Genomic DNA, 19,851 nt, shown 5'->3' with positions numbered 1-19,851 from the left:
CTTCTTCAGGCTGCCGCAGCCCGCGCGCGCCCCAGCTTGCGCCGGCCCGCGCTGGCGATCGCGCTCACCAGGTGCCGCACGAAGTCCTGCGCCAGCGGCGGCAGCGTGCGGCCTTCGAGCGCCAGCACCTGCAACTGCCGCTGCTGCAGCGGCGCTTCTGCAAAGGGCCGCGCCACCACCGTGCCCGCGTCGATCAGGTGCATCACCGTGAGCAGACCCGACAGCATCACGTCGGGTGTGCGCAGCAATGGAAGCAACACTGAAGAGAAATTGCTCACGAACAGCGCGTGGTACTGCAGCCCCTGCAGGCTGCAGGCCTGGTCGAACAGCTGGCGCGCGGTCACGCCCCTGTCGCCCACGGCCAGCGGATAGCGCACCGCATCGTCCACCGACACCACGCGCTGGCGCGCCAGCGGATGGTCGGGGCGCAGCACCGCGTACACCGGCGCGGTGGCCGTGTGCTCGATCTTCAAGCCCGGCTCGGGCGCAACCACGTACTTGAGTGCGATGTCGGTCTCGCCGCGTGCCAGCAGCGCGCTCACGCCGTCGGGCGAGCCCACGTGCAGTTCGAGCTGGCAGCCCGGATTCGCCGTCTCGAAGCTGCGCATCACCAGCGGCATGAAATGCCCCGCGAAGCCCTCGGTGCAGGCCATGCGAATGCGCCGTGCGCGTTGCCCGCCAAGATCGCGTACCTGCTCGACCACCTGCTCGATGTCGAGCTGCGCATTGCGCAGGTGCGCGGCCAGCCGTTCGCCGGCGGCCGTGAGTGCCATGCCGCGCGCATGCCGTTCGAACAGCGGCGTGCCCAGGCTGTCTTCGAGCTTGGCGATCTGCCGGCTCACCGCCGAAGACGCCACGAACAGCCGCGCCGCCGCCTGGTTGACCGAGCCGCTGCGCGCCACTTCGAGGAAGTGGCGCATCGGGATGCTGAGAAGCGGGAGAGTCATGGCGCCTGGAGAGTATTGCCTTTAAGGCAATGGTAGCTTGCCAAAACGATGCTGGAAGCATCGGCCTTCAGGCCTTGTACTTGCTGCACCCGATGGAAAGACAGACAAGGAAGCACTTCATGCAACGCACAGACAGCCTGGCCGCTGCCGCCGCCTACTTCGACGGGGGCGGCTTCTTCGCCGACCTCCGGCGCCGCATCGCCTTTCGCACCGAGAGCGACACCGGCGCCGCAACGCCCGCGCTGGAGGCCTACCTGCGCGAAGAATTGATGCCGCCGCTCGCGGCGCTCGGCTTCGCCTGCGAGGTGATCGCCAACCCGGTGCCCGGCGGCGGGCCGTTCCTCATCGCGCGCCGCATCGAAGACCCGGCCCTGCCCACGGTAATGACCTACGGCCACGGCGACGTGGTCAGCGGGCAGGACGCGCACTGGGAAGAGGGCCTCGCCCCGTGGGCGCTGACCGTGCGCGGCGAGCGCTGGTACGGGCGCGGAACCGCCGACAACAAGGGCCAGCACAGCATCAACCTCGGCGGGCTCGCTGCCGTGCTCGAGGCGCGCGGCGGGCGCCTGGGCTACAACATGACGTGGCTCGTCGAGATGGGCGAGGAGGCCGCCTCGCCCGGCCTGCACGCGGTGTGCGCGCAGGAGCGCGACAAGCTGCGCGCCGACGTTTTCATCGCCAGCGACGGCCCGCGCGTGAGCGCCGCGCGGCCCACGCTGTTCCTCGGTTCGCGCGGCGCGGTCAACTTCAGCCTGCGGCTGCGCGCGCGGCCGCGCGGCTACCACTCGGGCAACTGGGGCGGTGTGCTGGTCAATCCGGGCACAGTGATCAGCCATGCGGTGGCCTCGCTGGTGGATGCGCGCGGCCGCATCCTCGTCGAAGCCTTGCGCCCGCCGCCGGTCACGCAGGCCGTGCGCGATGCGCTGGCCGACATCGCCATCGGCGGCGGCGCGGACGACCCCGCGGTCGACGAAGGCTGGGGCGAGCCCGGCCTGAGCCCGGCCGAGCGGCTGGTGGCGTGGAACACCATCGAAGTGCTGGCGCTCGGCGCGGGTTCGGCGCAGCGTCCCGTCAACGCGATTCCGTCTGAAGCCGTGGCGCATTGCCAGCTGCGCTTCGTGGTCGGCACGCCGTGGCAAGACCTGGAGAAGATCGTGCGCGCGCACCTGGATACGCACGGCTTCGGCCAGGTCGAGGTGCAGATCACGCTGACCGGCGCGGCGACGCGGCTCGATGTCGAGAACCCGTGGGTGGGCTGGGCGCGCCACTCCATCGCGCAAAGCAGCGGGCAGCGCGTCGACCTGCTGCCCAACCTCGCAGGCTCGCTGCCCAACGACGTGTTCGCCGACCTGCTGGGGCTGCCCACGCTGTGGGTGCCGCACTCATACCCGGCCTGTGCGCAGCACGCGCCCAACGAGCACCTGCTCGCGTCGCTGGCGCGCGAGGGCCTGCAGATCATGGCCGGCCTGTACTGGGACCTGGGCGAGCCGGGGCTCGCGCCGTGGGCCGCCGGGCAACTGCCGCCATCCGTTTCTTCCCTTTCCTGACACGCACCATGAACCTCGTCATTTCCCGTCGCGCCTTCGGCCTGCTGCTTTCCGCTTCCGCCGTCCTGGGCGTCCAGGCACCCGCCTTCGCGCAGAGCGCATGGCCCGATCGTCCCGTCAGGCTGGTCGTGCCCTTTCCGCCGGGCGGCGGCACCGACATCGTGGCGCGGGCAATGGGGCAGACGCTGTCGGAGCATCTGGGCCAGCCCATCGTGGTCGACAACAAGCCCGGCGCTTCCACCATCATCGGCACCGATGCAGTCGCCAAGGCCGCACCCGACGGCTACACGCTGCTGCTCTCGGGCTCTACCAGCTACAGCGTGAACCCGGCCCTGCGCGCCAAGCTGCCGTACGACCCGGTGCGCGACCTAGCGCCCATCGCCATCGTGGCGCGCACGCCGCTGGTGCTGGTGGTGGGCAAGGGCACGCCCTGGCACTCGATGCCCGAGCTCATCGCCGCGGCCAAGGCCAAGCCGAAGAGCATCCGCTACGCCACCTTCGGCTCGGGTTCGGGCCCGCACCTGGCCGGCGAACTGCTCGCGCTGGCCGCCGGCATCCAGCTTCAGGACATTCCGTACAAGGGCAGCAGCCAGAGTTCGATGGCGGTGATCGGCGGCGAGATCGAGATCGGCATCGACACCGTGGCCGCCGTGGCGCCGCACGTGCGCTCGGGCAAGCTGCGCGCGCTCGGCATCGTGGGCGCGACGCGCTCCAGCATGCTGCCCGAAGTGCGCACGCTGGCCGAGCAGGGGCTGCCCGACGCCACCTTCGATGCCTGGTATGGCTTTGCCGCGCCAGCCCGCACCCCGGCGCCGGTGATCGAGAAGCTCGCCCGCGCGGTTACAGCGACCATGGGCAACCCTGCGCTGCAGGCGCAACTGCGAGCGCAGGGCATGGAGCCGGTGGCAATCGGCGCTGCGGCGTTCCGTACGCAGATGGAAGGCGAGATCTCGCGCTACCGTGCGCTTGCACACCGCGCGGGCATCGCAGCGGAATAAGAGCGTGCCTGCTCAGGCTGTCGCGAAGTCGCGCAGCGCAAACAGCACCTCGTCGGGCGCCTCGCTCATCAGCGAGTGGCCGGCATGCACCGTCACCACCTTGGCGTTGCGCGCCTTGCCCACCAGCGCCTTGGTGGCGCGCGGCGGCGTCATCTGGTCGGCGTCGCCGAGCAGGAACAGCACCGGGCACTGCACCCTCTCCATTGCGGCCTCGCCGTTGGCGTAGTCGTTGCAGGCCTTGAAGCCGATGTGGAACACGTTCGCATCGCGGTTGCTCGCGAGCACGCGGCGCATCAGCGCGCGCGAGCTGCCGTAGAGCCAGGTGCCCGGGCCGAGCGAGGAGGGCGGCGGCGCCAGCAGCGAGTGCGAGAAGGTGTTGACCATGGCGATGGCGCGCTGCGGGTCGCTCACCGAGCTTTCGAGCAGCGCGGGCGACACCACCATCGGGTAGGCCGTGCCGACCATCGCGAGGTGTGTGATGCGGTCGGGTGCGCGCGAAGCCGTTTCGAGTGCGATCAGCGAACCGAAGCTGTGGCCGACCAGTGCGGCCTTCTGCACGCCGGCCGCGTCGAGCAGCGCAATGACGAACTGCGCCGCGTCCTCCACGCTGGCGGGTGGCGGGCCTTCGCTCTTGCAGTGGCCGGGCAGGTCGACTGCGAGCACGTTCCAGCCGTGGTTGGCGAACCAGCGGCTCTGCAGGATCCACACGCTGTGGTCGTTGAGCACGCCGTGGATGAACACCACGGTTGGCTTGGCCGCATCGAAGGGCTTGCCGCCGGTATAGCAGTAGGTGGTGTGGCCGTTGACGGTGTAGTTCATGTCAGGCGCCCGCCTTTTCCGCGGCCTTCAGGGCACGCTTCAGGTCGTCGATCAGGTCGGCCGGGTCTTCGAGCCCGATCGACAGGCGAATCGTGCCTTGCGAGATGCCCGCACCCGCCAGCGCCTCGTCGGTCATGCGGAAGTGCGTGGTGCTCGCAGGGTGGATCACCAGGCTGCGGCAGTCACCCACGTTGGCCAGGTGGCTGAAGAGCTTCAGCGCCTCGATGAAAGCCTTGCCCTGCGCGCGGCTGCCCTTGATGTCGAAGCTGAACACCGCGCCCGCGCCGCGCGCGCCATGGCGCAGCAGCTTCTGCGCGAGCACGTGGCTCGGGTGCGATTCGATCAGCGGATGTCCCACGCGCGACACGAACGGGTGGGTGGACAGGAACTCGACCACCTTCTGCGTGTTGTCGATGTGCCGCTCCATGCGCAGCGGCAGCGTCTCGATGCCCTGCAGGATCAGCCAGGCCGTGTGCGGGCTCATCGAGGCGCCGAAGTCGCGCAGGCCCTCGCGGCGGGCGCGCAGCAGGAAGGCGCCGACGGTGCTTTCCTCGCTGAACACCATGTTGTGGAAGCCGTCGTAGGCCTGGGTCAGCTCGGCGAATTTGCCGGACTTTTCCCAGTCGAAGCTGCCGCCGTCGACCACCACGCCACCGATGACGGTGCCGTGGCCCGACAGGAACTTGGTGGCCGAGTGATAGACCAGGTCGGCGCCCCAGTCGAAGGGCTTGATCAGGTAGGGCGAGGTGAGGGTCGAGTCGACCAGCAGCGGTACGCCGGCCTCGTGGGCGATGTCGCTCACGGCCGGAATGTCGAGCACGTCGAGCCCGGGGTTGCCCACGGTCTCGCCGAAGAACAGCTTGGTCTCGGGGCGTACCGCGGCGCGCCAGCCGTCGAGGTCGCCGGGCTTCACGAAGGTGGTGTCGATGCCGAAGCGCCGCATCGTGTAGTGCAGCAGGTTCTGCGAGCCGCCGTACAGGGCTGTGCTGGCCACGATGTGCGAGCCAGCGCCCATCAGCGTGGCCACCGACAGGTGCAGCGCCGCCTGCCCGCTGGCGGTGGCGATGGCGCCGATGCCGCCTTCGAGCGCAGACACGCGCTGCTCCAGCACGGCGTTGGTCGGGTTGCTGATACGCGAGTACACGTGGCCCGCGCGCTCCAGGTTGAACAGGGCCGCCGCGTGATCGCTCGACTCGAAGACGAAGGAGGTGGTCAGGTGGATCGGCACCGCCCGTGCGCCGGTGGCGGGGTCGGGCGCGGCGCCGGCGTGCAGCGCGAGGGTGTCGAAACCGGGGTCGGAATAACCGGGCATGAGGGCCTTTCTGGGTCTGAGCAGTTGTCTCCTGGCAATGCCCCGTTACGTATGCAATTCATGCGTCCGCGACATGGGCGCTCAGGTCGGCGTCGATTGTGGGCTATATTCAAAAACGGCACGCCCGCCTAGATAGCCGAGATTGAGTCCGAGAGGAGCACACGATGAAAGTCAGCGACATCCTTCGCGTCAAGGGCAATACGCTCTTCACCATCACGCCAGACGACCTGCTGGCAGAAGCCGCCAACACCATGGCGGAAAAGGACATCGGTTCGCTGGTGGTCATGGAGCACGGCGACCTGGTCGGCATGCTCACTTTCCGGGAAGTCATCGTGGCCATCGTCGGCAACGGCGGCCAGGTCGGCACCACGCTGGTCCGCAAGGCCATGGACGACGCCCCCGTCACCTGCACGCTGGAAACCGACCTCGACGAAATCCGCCGCATCATGCTGGAGCGCCACGCGCGCTACATGCCCGTGATGGACAAGCGCATGCTGATGGGCGTGATCAGCTTCTACGACGTGGCCAAGGCCGTGGTGGACAGCCAGAACTTCGAGAACAAGATGCTCAAGGCCTACATCCGCGACTGGCCGGCGGAAGACGAAAAGGCCGGCTGATCCCGGCCAGCCCGTTCAGGGCAGCCGCGCGATCTGCGCGCGCAGCAGCGCGTAGAAGCCTTCGGTGTCGGCCTCGCTGATCCACAGCGTATTGGGCGTGCGGCGGTTGTAGCCGCGAAAGTCGACCACCGTCGCGCCGGTCGTGAACTCGCCCTTGGTTTCCACATCGACGCTCACCTTCGCGCCCTTGAAGAGTTCGGGCTTCAGCAGGTATGCGATCACGCACGGGTCGTAGATCGGCCCGACCGCCACGCCCCGGCGGCGCTGGCCGTACGCCATCATCGAATCGAAGATATCCGCTACCACCTTGCCGGCGTTGTTGCCCATGGTGCGGAAGGGCACGATGCGCTCGGGTGTCAGCAGCACGCGGCGCGCCGCGTCGTGCGACATGGCCGTCACCGGCACGCCGCTGCGGAACACGATCGATGCCGCCTCGGGGTCTGCGTACACGTTGAAGGTGGCGGCCGGCGTGATGTTGCCGCCCACGCCCCAGGAGCCGTCCATCACCACGATCTCGGCAATGGCGGGCTTGATGTCGGGCGCCGAGTTGAGCGCCGCCGCGAAGTTGGTTAGCGGCCCCAGGCCCACGAGCGTGATGCTTTTGGGCGCTGCGGCGCGCAGCGTCTCGATGAGGTACTGCACCGCGTGTGTGGGCATCAGCGGGCCGCGCGGCTCGTGCAGCGTCGGGCCTTCCATGCCGGTCTTGCCGTGTACGTCGTCGGCGAAGATGGGTTCGCGCACCAGCGGGCGCGGGTAGCCGGCGTAGACCGGAATCTCGGGCCTGCCTGCCCAGTCGCGCACGATGCGCGCGTTCTTCTCTGTCACCGTCAGCGGCAGGTTGCCCACGCTCACCGTCAGCGCCTCGATGTCGAGCCGGTCGGTCGCGGCCATGGCCATCAGCAGCGCGATGGCGTCGTCCTGGCCGGGGTCGGTGTCGATGATGACCTGGCGCTTGCCTGCCACGGGCGGCAACCGCGTGGCGGGCGTGCCGGCAAGCGCCTGTGCCAGTTCGGCGGGGCTGGGGCTCTGCGCGAAGGCCATGCCTGCAAGGCCGGCGGCGGACACGCCCAGCAGGGCGCGGCGGGACAGCATGGGCGTCGTCTTCACGCGCTCACTCCTTGATGTTGGCCGTCTGCACGATCTTCTGGTTGCGCGCGTACTCCGTCTGCACGAACTTCGCGAAGCTCTCCGGCGTGCCGCTGCCTGGCAGCGCGCCTTGCTCCATCAGCTTGCTGCGCACGCCTTCTTCCTGCAGCACCGCGTTGAGCTCGTGGTTGATCTGCGCGACCACGGCCGGCGGCGTCTTCGAGGGCGCGAAGATGCCGGTCCAGCTCACCATGTCGAAGCCCTTGAGGCCGGGCATCTCGTCGAAGGTAGGCACGTTGGGCAGCGCGGCCAGCCGCTTGCTGCTGGTGATGCCGAGCGCCTTCAGCCGCTTTCCGTTCACGTGCGGAATGGCGCTGGTGCTCACCAGCATCGCCAGGTCGACCTGGTCGCCGATCACGTCGGTGGCAATCTGCGCGCCGCCGCGATAGGGCACGTGCGTGACGAAGATGCCGCTGCGTTCCTTCAGCAGTTCCATGGCCAGCTGCAGCACCGTGCCCACGCCCGAGGTCGCGTAGTTGTATTTGCCGGGCTTGGCCTTCGCAAGCTTCACGAAGTCGGAGAAAGTCTGGGCCTCGAGGCCGGGGCGTGCCACCAGCACCATCGGCGCAGTGTTGAGCAGGCCGACCGGCGCCAGGTCTTTCAGCGGATCGAAGCGAAAGGCCGTGGGGTTGACCAGCTTGCCGATGGCAATGGCGCTGTCGGGCCCCACCACCAGCGTGTAGCCGTCGGGCGTGGCATTCACCGCCTTGGCTACGCCGATGGCGCCGCCCGCGCCGCTCACGTTCTCGATGACGACCGACTGTTTGAGCCGCTCTCCGAGGCGCTGCGCGACCAGGCGCGCATTCACGTCCACGCTGCCGCCGGCCGTGTAGGGAACGATCAGCGTGATGGGCTTGGCAGCGGGCCATGCCTGCGCGAGGGCCGCGGTAGGAAGCGCGGCGCAGAGTGCGGCGGCGAGAAGCAGGCGGCGAGGGGTGTTCATGGCGTGGGTCATTCGAGGGTGGTGGGGGCGGGTTCGGTATCGAGGCGGGCGCGCAGCGTGTCGAATTCATCGCTCCACTGCGTGCGCCATGCGCGGCGCTGCGTGTCGTCGATCCACGCACCGTCCAGGCCGTTGTGCATGAAGCCGCGCAGGTCGTCCAGGCCGAAGCCGAAGTCGCGCACCATCATCAGCCAGGCCTGCGTGGGCGTGACCTTGTGCAGCGTCGGGTCGTCGGTGTTGGGGTGGATGCGCAGGCCCAGGCCGGGCATGCGGCGGATCGGGTGGTCGATGGCCCATCGCTCGGGCGGCAGCGTGCGCAGGTAGTACGAGTTGGTCGGCACCACCGTGAAGATCACGCCGCGATCAGCACATTCGCGCGCGAAGTCGGGCTGGTCGACCACCGTGTAGCCGTGGTCGATGCGGTCGACCTGCAGCACGTCGAGCGCGGTGCGCACGTTGGTCCAGGGCATGCCGAACTCGCCCGCGTGCGCGGTGGTCTTCAGGCCCGCCTTCTTCGCATCGGCATAGGCCTGCGTGAACAGCTCGGGCGGACGGTCGACCTCGCGGTAGTCGATGCCGATGCCGATCACCTCCTCGCAGCGATGCGCCTTGACCCACTCGACCATCTCCACGGCCGCCTCGGGCTTGGCTTCGCGGTCGATGGCGGCGATGAGGCGGCCGACGATGCCGAATTCTTGTTGCGCGTCCTGGATCGCGCGGACGATGGCGCCTTGCGCGAGCGGGTAGGCAATGCCCGACTCGTGCACCGTACCGGTCGGGTTCCAGAAGAACTCGGCGTAGCGCACGTTGTGCGAGGCCGCATCCTGCAGGTATTCGAGCGTGAGCTGATAAAGGTCGCCGGCGCTGCGCACCAGTTGGGCGTCGAGCGCGCGCAGCACCCGCAGCACGCCGACGGGCTTTTCGCCGCGCGTGTAGAAGCCCTCGATCTCGTCGGCCGCCAGCGGCGAGCCGGCGCGCAGGTTGAGCTGCTTGAAGGTTTCGTGGCGCACCGTGCCGAACAGGTGGCAATGCAACTCGGCCTTGGGCATGGCACGGAGCATCGATTCCAGCGCGAGAGGCGCGGTGGTGGCAGGCGTGGGGCTGGTCATGCTGACCAGTCTAGTAACGGCGCTCTCATAAAGAAAATTTTGAATTTCTATAATTTGATTCACTGAATCAATAACCGGGGATTCGCCCATGGCCGCCTTGCCTCTGCGTGCACTCACGTTGCGCCAGCTGCAGTTCTTCTCGGTGCTGGTGGAAGAAGGCCAGTTCGGCCGCGCCGCGCGCCGGCTCGCCATCACGCAGCCGGCCTTGAGCAACGCCATCAAGCAGATGGAGAAGCTGCTCGGCGCCGAACTGCTCACGCGCTCCACCCACCGGCTGGAGCTCACGCCCGTGGGCGCCGAGGTGCTGGCGCGCACCGACTTCCTGGTCAACACCTTCGAGGTGGCGCTGCGCGACATCGAAAGCACGGTGCAGCGCGGCCGCGCCTTCGTGCGCATCGGCGTGATTCCCTCGGCCAGTGCGCGCGTGGCGGCGGCTGCCAGCGAGTTTTTGCAGAGTGGGCAGCGCGAGGTGGAGCTGGCCTGGCGCGACGCCCCCTCGAACACGCTGCTGGCCGAACTGCGCAGCGGGCAGATCGACATGGCGGTGGCCGCCATCACCGAGCCGCCGGGCGGGCTGACCTGCATCGACCTGTTCCGCGACCCGCTGGTGCTGGTGGTACGACGCGACCATGCACTGGCGGCGGCCGGAGATGCCCAGTGGGAGGCCATCGGCAAGGAGCGGCTGGTGCTGTTCGAACGCGGCAGCATGCCTGCGCTGGGCAACCCGGCGCGCGCGCAGTTCGCGCAGGGCCCGGAACCGTACCGTGTGAGCTATTCCGAGACGCTCTATGCGCTGGTGCGCAGCGGGCAGGCGCTGGGCCTGATGCCGCGCCTGTACACCTCGTCGCTGCGCGACCCCGAACTGGTGGTGCTGCCGCTGCTGAAGCCGCGCGTCGAGCGCCGAGTGGTGCTGGCCTACCTGCCGGGGCCGATGCGCAACGTGGTGGCGCAAGAGCTGATCGCGTTCCTGCGCGAGCGCCTGCCGCAGGCCGGCGAAGCGACGGTGCGGCGCGTGAGCGGCAAGGGCGTGCGCGCGCGGCGCCAGTCCTAGCCGTTCAATTCAGCCGCGGCGTGGATCGTCTCGCGCACGCGCGGATAGATCTGCGCATTCCACTTGCTGCCGCTGAACACTCCGTAGTGCCCCACGCCGGCTTGCAGGTGGTGCGTCTTGAGGTACGGCCGGATGCCCGTGCAGAGGTCTTGCGCCGCCACCGTCTGGCCCACGGCGCAGATGTCGTCGCGCTCGCCTTCCACCGTCAGCAGCGCGGTGCGGCGGATGGCGGCGGGGTTCACGGTGCGGTCGCCCACGGTGAGCACGCCTCGTGGCAGGTCATACGTCTGGAAGACTCGTTCGACGGTCTCCAGGTAGAACTCGGCCGGCAGGTCGTTCACGGCCAGGTACTCGTCGTAGAAGGTGCCGATGGTGCGGGCCTTCTCGATGTCGCCTTCGACCAGGTGGCTGTACATGTCCTCGAACTGCTTCTTGTGCCGCTCGGGGTTCATGCTCATGAAGGCCGAGAGCTGCAGGAAGCCCGGGTACACGCGCCGCATCATGCCCGCGTGCGGCCACGGCACGTGGCTGATGAGGTTGCGCCTGAACCACTCGATGGGCTTGCTGGTGGCCAGCGTGTTCACGCCGGTCGGGTTGATGCGGCAATCGACCGGGCCGGCCATCAGCGTGAGGCTGCGCGGCGTGGCGGGGTTGTCGTCTTCGGCCATCAGCGCGGTGGCGGCCAGCGCGGCCACGCAGGGCTGGCAGACCGCGACCATGTGCACGCCCGGCCCCACGGCCTCCAGGAAGCTGATGAGCTGCAGCGTGTAGTCGTCCAGGCCGAAGCCGCCGTGCCACAGCGGCACGTCGCGCGCGTTGTGCCAGTCGGTCAGGTACACGTCGTGGTCGCGCAGCAGCGTGCGCACGGTTTCGCGCAGCAGCGTGGCGAAATGGCCCGAGAGTGGTGCGGCCAGCAGCACCGGCGGATGCACCGCATCGGTGTCCTTGCGGAAATGCAGCAGGGTGCCGAAGGGCGAAACGAGGGTCGTCTCCTCGTGTACGGCCACTTCCGCGCCGTCGACCATGACGCTGTGTATGCCGTAGTCGGGCCGCGTGTGGGTCAGCCGCATGCGCGAGAACACCTCGAACTGGGCTGCCATGCGCCGCAATATGGTGCGCTCCGTGCCGTCTTTCCACAGGGCCTTGCTCATGTACTGCGCCGCGAGCCGCGCCGGAGAGAGCAGGTCGGCTTGGTTCTGGTAGGCCCGGTACAGCATGAATACCTCGCAGGCAAGTTGCGGGCCAACCGCATGGCATGGCGCTTGCACGCAACAGCACAACGCCCAAGGAGCTTCACGATGGCCAAACCCGTTCTCACCATCAGCAGCAAGAACTACGGCGCGTGGGCGCTGCGCGGCTGGCTGATGTGCAGGCTGGCCGGGCTGGACTTCAGCGAGAAGGTCATTCCGCCCGACGATCCGGCCATGAAGGCCGAGATGCTGCTGCTGTCTTCGTCGATGCTGGTGCCCTCGCTGCAGCACGGCAGCGTGAAGGTGTGGGACACGCTGGCCATCGGCGAATACCTCAACGAGATCAAGCCCAAGGCCGGCCTGCTGCCGGACGACGTGGCGGCCCGCGCTCATTGCCGCGCCATCTGCGGCGAGATGCACTCGGGCTTCGGCTCGATGCGCGGCGCGCTGCCGATGAACATCAAGGCCCACTTCAAGAACTTCAAGGTGTGGTCGCGCGCGCAGGCCGACATCGACCGCATCGTCGCCATCTGGCGCGAATGTCTCAAGGCGTACGGCGGCCCCTTCCTGTTCGGCAAGCAGCCGGGCATGGCCGACGCGATGTACGCGCCGGTGGTCACGCGCTTCCTGAGCTACGACGTGGCGCTAGACAGCGTGTGCGCGGCTTACTGCAAGCGCGTGATGGAGCTGCCGGCCATGAAGGAATGGGTGACGGCCGCGAAGCAGGAGCCCGAGGAGATCGACGAGCTCGACGCGGAGTTCTGAGCCGCGCGCTTCATGAACTCGCCGGGGGCGGCTCGAAGCCGGCCTGCGCGAGCTTGCGCTCGATGTTCTGCGCGGCCTGCTGCAGGTCGGCCAGGTGGGCCGAGACGATCTCGCGCTCGCTCTTCACCGCCGGCAGCCAGGCGCAGCTGAGGCAGCCCACCACCAGCTCGCCTTGGCGCAGTGGCACCGAGATCGCGCCGAAGCGGTCGGGCGAATCCATGCTGGTCGAGGTCGGGTCGCGCGCCACGTAGCCCAGGTCGCGCGCGTGCGCCACCATGCGCCGGATGTTCTCGGGCCGCCGCGCGGTGCGGTCGAAGTCGTTCGGCGAACGTGCCAGCGCCGCGAGGATTTCTCGTCGCTCGTCTTCCGGGCAGAACGCCAGGTAGCAGCGCCCCAGCGAAGACAGCAGCATCGGTGGACGAAAGCCCAGTGCACGGTAGTTGACGGCCAGGCCGTTGCGCGGCCGGTCGGTGTCGAGGATGAGCATGGCCGTGCCGTCACGCACGCCCAGGTCGATGGGCCACGGCACCACCCGCTGCAGCGTGGCGCGCGCGGGCGCCGCCAGCGCTGACAGGCGCGTGCGCCATGCCATTGCAGGCTCCGACTGCCCGGTGGCCGACGTGGGCACGTAGCGCCTGTCGTGCTCGCTGCGCTCGGCCCAGCCCGCCTGCTGCAGCGTCTTGAGGATGCGCAGCAGCGTGGCCTTCGACAGGCCGGTCTGCCGGTGCAGCTCCTGCAGCGTGACGGCCGACGAGCGCTGGATGGCCAGCATCACGTCGAGCCCGCGGCGCAGCGCGTCGATGGCTTTCACGCTCTGCGCGCCCGTGGTGTCCGACATGCTGGCCTCCGGAAAAAAGTTCACTCAGTGAAACTATATCTTCTGGCTTCGAGGCCCCGTTCCTATAGTGCGGACGACACCAACGTCGTCCCACCGAGAAGGAAAAGAGCATGATGTTTCACCCGCGAAACGCGGTCCGTGCCGCTGCAGCAGCCGTTCTTTCGCTATGCGCCGCCACCGCGGCCATGGCGCAGGCCTGGCCCTCCAAGCCGATCACCATCGTCGTGGCCTACCCGGCCGGCGGCGACACCGACGCCATCGCGCGCACCTATGCCGAGAAGCTGTCGCAGCGCATCGGCCAGCCGGTGCTGGTCGACAACCGGCCCGGCGCGAGCGGGATGATCGGCAACGTCTGGGTCGCCAAGGCGCCGGCCGACGGCTACACGCTGCTCTTCACGCCCAGCACCTTTCCCATTGCGCAGCACGTGCTGAAGACCGGCCCCGGCGTGGCGCACGACGTGGTGAAAGACTTCACGCCCATCGTGAAGACCGGAAACATCCCGCTGCTGCTGGTGACCGCGCCGTCGACCGGCATCCAGAGCGTGGCGCAACTCGTTGCCGGCGCGAAGGCCGGCAAGACCACGACCTACGGAACGCCCGGTGCCGGTTCGCCGATGCACATTGCGGGCGAACTGCTCAACAAGGACGCGGGCATCATGGCCACGCACGCGCCGTACCGCGGCGTGGCGCCGGTGGTCAACGATGCATTGGGCGGCCATGTCAGCGTGGGCTGGATCACGCCCGGCGCCGTGGCGGGCCACATCGCCGCGGGCAAGCTGATTCCGCTCGCCGTCGCGGAACGCCAGCGAACGAAGCTGATGCCCAACGTGCCCACCTTCATCGAGCTGGGCTTCAAGGACGTGGACGTGAGTGCCTGGATGGGGTTGCTCGGCCCGAAGGCGATGCCGGCAGAAGTCGTGCAGGCGCTCAACAAACACTTCAACGAGATCCTGAAGATGCCCGACGTGCAGGCAAAGATGGCCGCGCTCGGCATCGAGCCCGTGGGCGGCGCGCCCTCCGTGCTGGCGCAGCAGATTGCAGACGACGACCAGCGCTTCGGCAAGCTGGTGCGCGAGTTCGGCATCCGCGCCGATTGAAGAAGAACAAGGAGACGATGCATGTTGAGCGAAGAAAAGAACCGCCTGCTGACCGAAGTGGGCCCCGGCAAGCCGATGGGCGACTACCTGCGCCGCTACTGGCACCCGATTGCCGGTGCGAGCGAGTTCGACGACAAGGCCGTGAAGCCGCTGCGCATCCTCGGCGAGGACCTGGTGCTCTACAAGGATCTGAGCGGCAACTACGGCCTGGTCGACCGCCGCTGTCCGCACCGCAACGCCGACATGTCGTACGGCTACGTCGAGCAGTGCGGCCTGCGCTGCAGCTACCACGGCTGGCAGTACGACCAGAGCGGCCAATGCGTGCACCAGCCCTTCGAGGAAACGCTGGACCCCGGCGCGCGCATGCGCAAGAACACGAAGATCAAGGCCTACCCGGTGCAGGAGAAGGCCGGCCTGCTATGGGCCTACATGGGCCCGCAGCCCGCGCCGCTCTTGCCCGACTGGGAGCTGTTCAACTGCAGGAACGGTTTTGCGCAGGCGGTGTTCGCGGAGATTCCGTGCAACTGGTTCCAGTGCCAGGAAAACTCCATCGACCCGGTGCACTTCGAGTGGACCCACAACAACTGGACCACGCGCCTGCAGGGCGAAGAAGGGCCGTACGTGCCCACGCACCTGAAGCTGGCCTTCGAGGAATTCGAGCACGGCTTCGTCTACAAGCGCCTGCGCGGCGGCGAGCGTGAAGACAACGTGATGTGGACCACCGGGCGCGTCACGCTGTGGCCGAACGGCTTCTTCCTCGGCCATCACTTCGAATGGCGAGTGCCCATCGACGACCACCACACGCTCAGCGTGCTGTGGGTGCTGAGCCGCGTGCCGAGCGAGCAGGAGCCCTATGTGCAGGAGCGCATTCCTTCGTGGTACGGGCCCATCAAGGACCCGGTCACCGGGCGGTGGATTACCAGCCACGTTGCCAACCAGGACTTCGTGGTGTGGGTCGGGCAGGGCGCCATCACCGACCGCACGCGCGAGAAGCTGGGCCAGAGCGACAAGGGCATCGTGATGATGCGCCGCCGCTTCTTCGAGGAACTCGAGGCAATGCAGGCCGACCCGGCGCACGAGCCCAAGGGGCTGATCCGCGATCCCGAGAAGAACCGCGATGTGTTCCTGCCGTCAGCGTGCCGCGACGAGATGCTGAACGGCTTGCCGCGTGCCGAATTGGCCGCGCATCCGCTGCTGGGGCCGTATCTGAAGGATTTCTTCGGCCAGGCCGGGCAGCCTGAGGAGGTGCGCGCGGCCTATGAGAAGGCCATTGGCCAGAAGGTCGAGGGCGCGACCTTCTTCAAGGTGCACGGCGCCGGGGTCGAAGAAAAGGCCTAGTGGCGGAACATCCGCAGGTCGAGCGCGCTTTCTTCGCCGAGCCACATGGCATGGGCTGTGTGGTCGGCAAAGTCGTCGCCCGTCACGCCGTGCACGAACACGTCGAGGCCGTTGCGGTTGGCGTCGAGCCAGCCGATGACCTGGTCGAACTCGGCGGCGTCGAAGGCGAGCTGGCAGCTCCAGTGCGGATGCGGCCCCACCAGCCGCTCGTGCACGCGGCCGACCACCACCATCAGCTCGTGGCCCGCGCGCTCGCAGAGGGCGCGGGCCTGCACCACCGTGTCGGGCGCGAAATAGACGTGGGCGTGGTACTGGGCGTAGAGGTTTTCGGGGCGGCGTGGCATGGTGCGCTCATTGTGGCCCTAACCGCGGGCCCAGGTGAAAACGCCCGCTGTAGCGGAACACGTCGCCGAACCAGCGGTGGCGCAGCAGCATCTTCATGGTGAAGTGGTCGGCATCGGCGGGGTCGGGCCGCTCCTCGACATAGGCGGTGCCGAGAAAGAGGCCCAGCGGCAGCGGAATGCGCAGCCCCGCGATGCGCCAGATGTAGCCCATGTCGCGGAACACCACCGCGCCGTCTTCTGCGCTCACCGCCAGGCGCATGCCGATGCCGAAGCGCACGTATTCGATCACCTCGCTGCCTTGCTTCGCATCGCGTTCCATGTGCGAGCGGAAATGGAAGGGCGGCTTTCCCGGAAAGTGGAAGACACGGTCCCAGTAGAGATTGGCGTCGTCGGGGTGGCAGCGGTAGTGCACCTCGATCGGCACATTCGTGCCCTGGTGCGGAACGAGCGCTCCGAACAGCCGGCCGAAGGGCATCAGCAGCGCGGCCCAGGGGGCGTGCCAGACCTCGTTCATCGTGCCGCGCACGCATACGTAGTCGCCGGAGAACGGTGTCATCGTGTAGTGGCGGCGGATGACGTCGCCGAGCCGGTCCCACGCGGGGCCGAGCGCCTGCTGGAAGACGGGTTGCATCGTCATCCTGCTGCCGCCGTTGCCGTGGCTTCGCTGCGCGCCTTGTAGAAGCGCAGGATGTTCTCCGAGGCGTCATTGAGCAGCATCTGCATGACCCGGTCCGCATACCAGTTGAAGCGCGTGCTCAGACGCCACGACACTTCTACGCGCAGCTCGGTGCCGCCCTCGCGCGGGGTCAGCGTGTAGGTGGCGTCGCGCAGGTCGAAATACTGGCCGCCGATCATCACGTGATCGTCGAGCGCACCGGCGGGGAAGGAGTCGGGCGAGAAGCGAAAGCGCCACTTCAGCAGGCGGTTGGGCTGCCACTCGGTGACGATTTCTTCGAAGTGCACGTTCTTCTGCCATTGCACCTGGCGCACGCGGCCCTCGGGCGTGTCGACGGTCACCCCAGACACCGGCATCGGCACGCCGATGCGGTAGGCCCATGCGTCGCCAACTTCGGCGGGGCGGATGTCGCGCGCGGCATTGAGTTCGTGCCACACGCGCTCGGCCGGCGCGGCAATGAAGAGCGTGCGCGAGGTGTTCGAGAACTGGTCCGGGTTGGGCAGTTGCGGCTCGATGCCGCCGAGCAGCAGCGGCATCAGGGCGAAGCTGTACAGCGCGGGCTTGGGCCAGTTGGTGATGCGGCACACGATGCCCATTGCGAGCCCGCCGACGCTGCCCATCACCGCGAACAGCGGAATGATGACGATGGCGCAGATGATGCCTTCGATGAACACCGCCAGCGTGCCGGTGACGAACAGCGCTGTCGCCACCCAGGGCGCCCAGAGGTAGTAGCCCCAGCTGCGCCGCTCGATGCGCTCGGCCAGGTACACCGTGACCGCGCCGCACACGGCGGGCACGAAGTACACGAACGACCCGAGCATCGGGGAGAAGCGCTGGCCAGGCCCGCCGCTGAAGACGACACGCAGCACCAGCGCGACGAGCGCGCCCGCCAGGATCGGCCAGAACCATGCGAAGGGCATGCGACGCCGGGGCTCGGCCTGCTCGGCGGGGGCGAGCTCGGAGAGCCTGCTTTCTTCGTTGTCGTTGCTCATGTGGAAACCTCTTCTCCTCGTTGTGCTTGTGTTGTTCGTCCTGTCAGTCGGCGCGGCGCTTCGCCGTGACCATGCAGTAGTCGAAGTCGCGCCAGAACATGCCCAGCGCGAGCGCGCAGTAGCTGGCTACGATGTGCTTGCGCCGCCACGGGCTGAGCTTGCCGCGCGCCTTCCAGAGCTCGGCCAGCGTGAAGCGGGTGGCCAGCACCGGGATGTGCAGCGCGCTGGGCGCCACGCGCCAGCGCAGCGACTTCACCTCGATGTCGTCGAAGCCGTGCTCGCGCAGCGCGGCGACGAAGTCTTCGCGCACGGCCAGTGTGGGCACGGCCCAGCTGTCGGCCCACAGGCGGTGCAGCCAGCTTGCCAGGCTGCCGGGCCGGGGCCGCAGCAGAAAGCCGTCGACAACAGCCAGCCGCGCACCGGGCTTCAGCAGCCGTGCGGCTTCGCGGATGAAGTCGGCCTTGGCGGTGCCGTCGGCATAGCAGGCGCTCTCGACGGCCCACGCGCCATCGGCCTGCGCGGCGGGCAGGCCGGTGCGTGTGTAGTCGGCTTCGAGGTGCGCCATGCGGTCGGCCACGCCGGCAGCGGCGTCGAGCTTCGCGGCAATGCGGTTCTGCACGGCGACGTTGGTCACGGTGATGGCGTAGAGCGACGGATCGTCGCCGACCAGCGTGCGCGCGGTGGCGCCGGCGCCGCAGCCCATGTCGATCACGCAGCGGCGTGGCGCGGTGCCGGGCTGTGCGTCGCCGAGCTGCAGCGCACTGCCGACCACGCGGTTCATCTCCACCAGCATGCCTTCGCGCCGCAGCGGGTTCAGGCCCACGCGCCAGAAGCCGAAGTGCATGTTGTAGCTGGGGCTCCAGGCGCTGTAGTCGGTCGCTACTTCGGTGAAGTAGTCCTGCGTGTCCTCGGTCGTGATGGGCGCGCTGGCGTGGCTTGCCGGGGTGCGCAGGGGCGTTTCGTGCGGCACGCGGAAGTCGGGCTGGAAGACGGTGGGCATGGCGATTCCCTCGGTGGTTGCTTGTTCGTTGGTTCTCAGAGGCGGCAGTTGCCGTCGTCGCAGGAAGGCGCGACACGCCCGGCCAGCCTTGCGGCCAGCCAGCGCGGAATGCGGTAGCGGTTGCGGGCCAGCAGTGCATAGGCGCGGTCGGCCAGCGGCGCGACGATCGGCAGGTCGAGCAGGAAGCTGCCGCTCGACAAGCCGACAGCTGTGCGGCAGATGCGGATCGCGGGCACGCCGACGAACACCCGGCCTTCGGCGTCCGATACGTGGATGGCCGCCATCAGCGCGTCGCGCGGAGCAGGGCCGCTGCTGAATGCTACTGGCGAGCAGTCGACCAGTTGCAGTCGCCCCCCCGCATCGCGCGCCTTGAGGCTGCCCATTTCGGCCGAGCAGATCGCGCAGCTTGCGTCGAAGTAGATCGTGAGCGGGTAGGCAGGAAGGGCGGTGTGGCTCATGTTGCTTTTGGTTCTCGATATTTCTGTCAAAACAGAAACTGAAGGGCAAAAAAAGGGGGCCTCAGATCATCGGCAGGCTGGCATGGTGTGCGTCCGGGTCTTCGTCCTTGCCGCCCTTGCCGGTCGCAGCGGTATCGCCGCGCACGAACCTCTGCACGCTCGCGCCCAGCGTCATCACCTTGTCGAGCGTGCCGGGCGACAGCCGCAGCATTTCGTCGGCCCAGGTGGCGAGCTTGTCCATGAGTTCCATGGTGGAGCGGATGCGGTCCTGTGCATCGGCCGGTTCTTTCTGGAAGTCGGGGCTGGAGACCAGCTCGCGCAGCACGCGGACGGTGGGGTCGAATTCGCGTTCCTTGCGTTCGCGCACGACGGTGCGGAACAGCTCCCACACGTCGACGCTGGTCTCGAAATAGTCGCGCCGGTCGCCCAGCGTGTGGGTTACGCGCACGAGATTCCAGGCCTGCAGCTCCTTCAGGCTGTTGCTGATGTTGGAGCGGGCGACGCCGAGCGTGTCGCACAGCTCCTCGGCGTTCATCGGCTTGCCGTGTGCGAAGAGCAGGGCGTGGATCTGCGAGACGGTGCGGTTGACGCCCCACATGGAGCCCATTTCGCCCCAGTGCAGGACGAACTTGCGTTGAATGTCGGTGAGTTCCATGGCGTCGAG

Annotated in this window: 21 protein-coding genes; 7 read left to right on the top strand and 14 right to left on the bottom strand. The window is 68.1% G+C overall.

The window, feature by feature from the left end; genetic code table 11:
- Nucleotides 1-5: 5 nt before the first annotated feature.
- Nucleotides 6-947: a LysR family transcriptional regulator gene (locus ACZYSP_RS08245; protein ID WP_489013624.1), complete on the bottom strand. Its 942-nt coding sequence runs from the start codon at nucleotides 945-947 to the stop codon at nucleotides 6-8.
- Nucleotides 948-1,066: 119 nt separating this feature from the next.
- Here ACZYSP_RS08245 and ACZYSP_RS08240 point away from each other — a divergent pair, with 119 nt between their 5' ends.
- Together ACZYSP_RS08240 and ACZYSP_RS08235 are read left to right on the top strand one after the other, a co-directional pair.
- The gene (locus ACZYSP_RS08240) at nucleotides 1,067-2,494 is read left to right on the top strand and encodes a M20 family metallopeptidase (protein WP_489013622.1); all 1,428 of its coding nucleotides are present in this window, start codon (nucleotides 1,067-1,069) and stop codon (nucleotides 2,492-2,494) included.
- Nucleotides 2,495-2,502: 8 nt separating this feature from the next.
- Nucleotides 2,503-3,492 carry a Bug family tripartite tricarboxylate transporter substrate binding protein gene (locus ACZYSP_RS08235; RefSeq protein WP_489013620.1) on the top strand — a complete coding sequence of 330 codons (990 nt, stop codon included), beginning with the start codon at nucleotides 2,503-2,505 and terminating at the stop codon, nucleotides 3,490-3,492.
- A 12-nt stretch (nucleotides 3,493-3,504) separates the two neighbouring features.
- Here the strand turns inward: ACZYSP_RS08235 and ACZYSP_RS08230 are convergent, their stop codons facing one another.
- Nucleotides 3,505-4,311, bottom strand: coding sequence for an alpha/beta fold hydrolase (locus tag ACZYSP_RS08230; protein WP_093051565.1), 807 nt, complete (start codon nucleotides 4,309-4,311; stop codon nucleotides 3,505-3,507).
- 1 nt (nucleotide 4,312) lies between these two features.
- Complete coding sequence (locus ACZYSP_RS08225; RefSeq protein ID WP_093051563.1) at nucleotides 4,313-5,623, bottom strand: O-acetylhomoserine aminocarboxypropyltransferase; 1,311 nt, start codon at nucleotides 5,621-5,623, stop codon at nucleotides 4,313-4,315.
- Nucleotides 5,624-5,787: 164 nt separating this feature from the next.
- Here ACZYSP_RS08225 and ACZYSP_RS08220 point away from each other — a divergent pair, with 164 nt between their 5' ends.
- Nucleotides 5,788-6,240 (top strand): CBS domain-containing protein, encoded by a 453-nt coding sequence (locus ACZYSP_RS08220; protein ID WP_093051560.1) that lies wholly within the window; start codon nucleotides 5,788-5,790, stop codon nucleotides 6,238-6,240.
- A gap of 15 nt (nucleotides 6,241-6,255) precedes the next feature.
- On the opposite strand, the gene ACZYSP_RS08215 is transcribed toward ACZYSP_RS08220, so the two are convergent.
- Genes ACZYSP_RS08215 through ACZYSP_RS08205 form a run of 3 tightly spaced genes read right to left on the bottom strand, consistent with a single transcriptional unit; the run spans nucleotide 6,256 to nucleotide 9,438 of the window.
- Complete coding sequence (locus ACZYSP_RS08215) at nucleotides 6,256-7,332, bottom strand: nucleoside hydrolase (RefSeq protein ID WP_489013694.1); 1,077 nt, start codon at nucleotides 7,330-7,332, stop codon at nucleotides 6,256-6,258.
- A 19-nt stretch (nucleotides 7,333-7,351) separates the two neighbouring features.
- Nucleotides 7,352-8,329 carry a Bug family tripartite tricarboxylate transporter substrate binding protein gene (locus ACZYSP_RS08210; RefSeq protein WP_256328877.1) on the bottom strand — a complete coding sequence of 326 codons (978 nt, stop codon included), beginning with the start codon at nucleotides 8,327-8,329 and terminating at the stop codon, nucleotides 7,352-7,354.
- An 8-nt stretch (nucleotides 8,330-8,337) separates the two neighbouring features.
- Nucleotides 8,338-9,438, bottom strand: coding sequence for an adenosine deaminase family protein (locus ACZYSP_RS08205; RefSeq protein WP_489013616.1), 1,101 nt, complete (start codon nucleotides 9,436-9,438; stop codon nucleotides 8,338-8,340).
- An 88-nt stretch (nucleotides 9,439-9,526) separates the two neighbouring features.
- Here ACZYSP_RS08205 and ACZYSP_RS08200 point away from each other — a divergent pair, with 88 nt between their 5' ends.
- On the top strand, nucleotides 9,527-10,489 hold the full coding sequence (locus ACZYSP_RS08200) for a LysR family transcriptional regulator (RefSeq protein WP_489013614.1): 963 nt from the start codon (nucleotides 9,527-9,529) through the stop codon (nucleotides 10,487-10,489).
- Here ACZYSP_RS08200 and ACZYSP_RS08195 read toward each other — a convergent pair.
- Nucleotides 10,486-11,706 carry a polyhydroxyalkanoate depolymerase gene (locus ACZYSP_RS08195; RefSeq protein WP_354337771.1) on the bottom strand — a complete coding sequence of 407 codons (1,221 nt, stop codon included), beginning with the start codon at nucleotides 11,704-11,706 and terminating at the stop codon, nucleotides 10,486-10,488. The two genes, ACZYSP_RS08200 and ACZYSP_RS08195, sit on opposite strands and share 4 nt — an antisense overlap.
- Before the next feature lie 81 nt (nucleotides 11,707-11,787).
- Between ACZYSP_RS08195 and ACZYSP_RS08190 the strand changes: the two genes are divergently transcribed.
- A complete protein-coding gene (locus tag ACZYSP_RS08190; RefSeq protein ID WP_093051545.1) occupies nucleotides 11,788-12,444 on the top strand; it encodes a glutathione S-transferase in 657 nt (218 codons plus the stop codon).
- A gap of 10 nt (nucleotides 12,445-12,454) precedes the next feature.
- Here the strand turns inward: ACZYSP_RS08190 and ACZYSP_RS08185 are convergent, their stop codons facing one another.
- Nucleotides 12,455-13,282 carry a helix-turn-helix domain-containing protein gene (locus ACZYSP_RS08185; RefSeq protein WP_489013611.1) on the bottom strand — a complete coding sequence of 276 codons (828 nt, stop codon included), beginning with the start codon at nucleotides 13,280-13,282 and terminating at the stop codon, nucleotides 12,455-12,457.
- 110 nt (nucleotides 13,283-13,392) lie between these two features.
- Here ACZYSP_RS08185 and ACZYSP_RS08180 point away from each other — a divergent pair, with 110 nt between their 5' ends.
- Nucleotides 13,393-14,379, top strand: a complete 987-nt coding sequence (locus ACZYSP_RS08180; protein ID WP_489013609.1) for a tripartite tricarboxylate transporter substrate binding protein — start codon at nucleotides 13,393-13,395, stop codon at nucleotides 14,377-14,379.
- Between the two features lie 21 nt (nucleotides 14,380-14,400).
- Nucleotides 14,401-15,717: a Rieske 2Fe-2S domain-containing protein gene (locus ACZYSP_RS08175; RefSeq protein WP_489013607.1), complete on the top strand. Its 1,317-nt coding sequence runs from the start codon at nucleotides 14,401-14,403 to the stop codon at nucleotides 15,715-15,717.
- Here ACZYSP_RS08175 and ACZYSP_RS08170 read toward each other — a convergent pair.
- The 6 genes from ACZYSP_RS08170 to ACZYSP_RS08145 all read right to left on the bottom strand — a co-directional run bounded on the left by ACZYSP_RS08170 (nucleotide 15,714) and on the right by ACZYSP_RS08145 (nucleotide 19,842).
- A complete protein-coding gene (locus ACZYSP_RS08170; RefSeq protein WP_093176955.1) occupies nucleotides 15,714-16,061 on the bottom strand; it encodes a DOPA 4,5-dioxygenase family protein in 348 nt (115 codons plus the stop codon). The genes ACZYSP_RS08175 and ACZYSP_RS08170 overlap by 4 nt on opposite strands.
- 7 nt (nucleotides 16,062-16,068) lie before the next feature.
- Nucleotides 16,069-16,698, bottom strand: a complete 630-nt coding sequence (locus tag ACZYSP_RS08165; RefSeq protein ID WP_489013605.1) for a DUF4166 domain-containing protein — start codon at nucleotides 16,696-16,698, stop codon at nucleotides 16,069-16,071.
- Nucleotides 16,695-17,729: an SRPBCC family protein gene (locus tag ACZYSP_RS08160; protein WP_440532045.1), complete on the bottom strand. Its 1,035-nt coding sequence runs from the start codon at nucleotides 17,727-17,729 to the stop codon at nucleotides 16,695-16,697. Before ACZYSP_RS08160 ends, ACZYSP_RS08165 begins: the two co-directional genes overlap by 4 nt.
- A 43-nt stretch (nucleotides 17,730-17,772) precedes the next feature.
- The gene (locus ACZYSP_RS08155; RefSeq protein ID WP_489013602.1) at nucleotides 17,773-18,729 is read right to left on the bottom strand and encodes an SAM-dependent methyltransferase; all 957 of its coding nucleotides are present in this window, start codon (nucleotides 18,727-18,729) and stop codon (nucleotides 17,773-17,775) included.
- A 35-nt stretch (nucleotides 18,730-18,764) separates the two neighbouring features.
- Nucleotides 18,765-19,187: a thiol-disulfide oxidoreductase DCC family protein gene (locus tag ACZYSP_RS08150; protein WP_489013600.1), complete on the bottom strand. Its 423-nt coding sequence runs from the start codon at nucleotides 19,185-19,187 to the stop codon at nucleotides 18,765-18,767.
- Nucleotides 19,188-19,248: 61 nt separating this feature from the next.
- A complete protein-coding gene (locus ACZYSP_RS08145; protein ID WP_440532042.1) occupies nucleotides 19,249-19,842 on the bottom strand; it encodes a GbsR/MarR family transcriptional regulator in 594 nt (197 codons plus the stop codon).
- Nucleotides 19,843-19,851: the final 9 nt, after the last annotated feature.

The organism is Variovorax sp. F042 (assembly GCF_057814215.1).
This window is presented reverse-complemented; position numbering and strand designations above follow the sequence as displayed.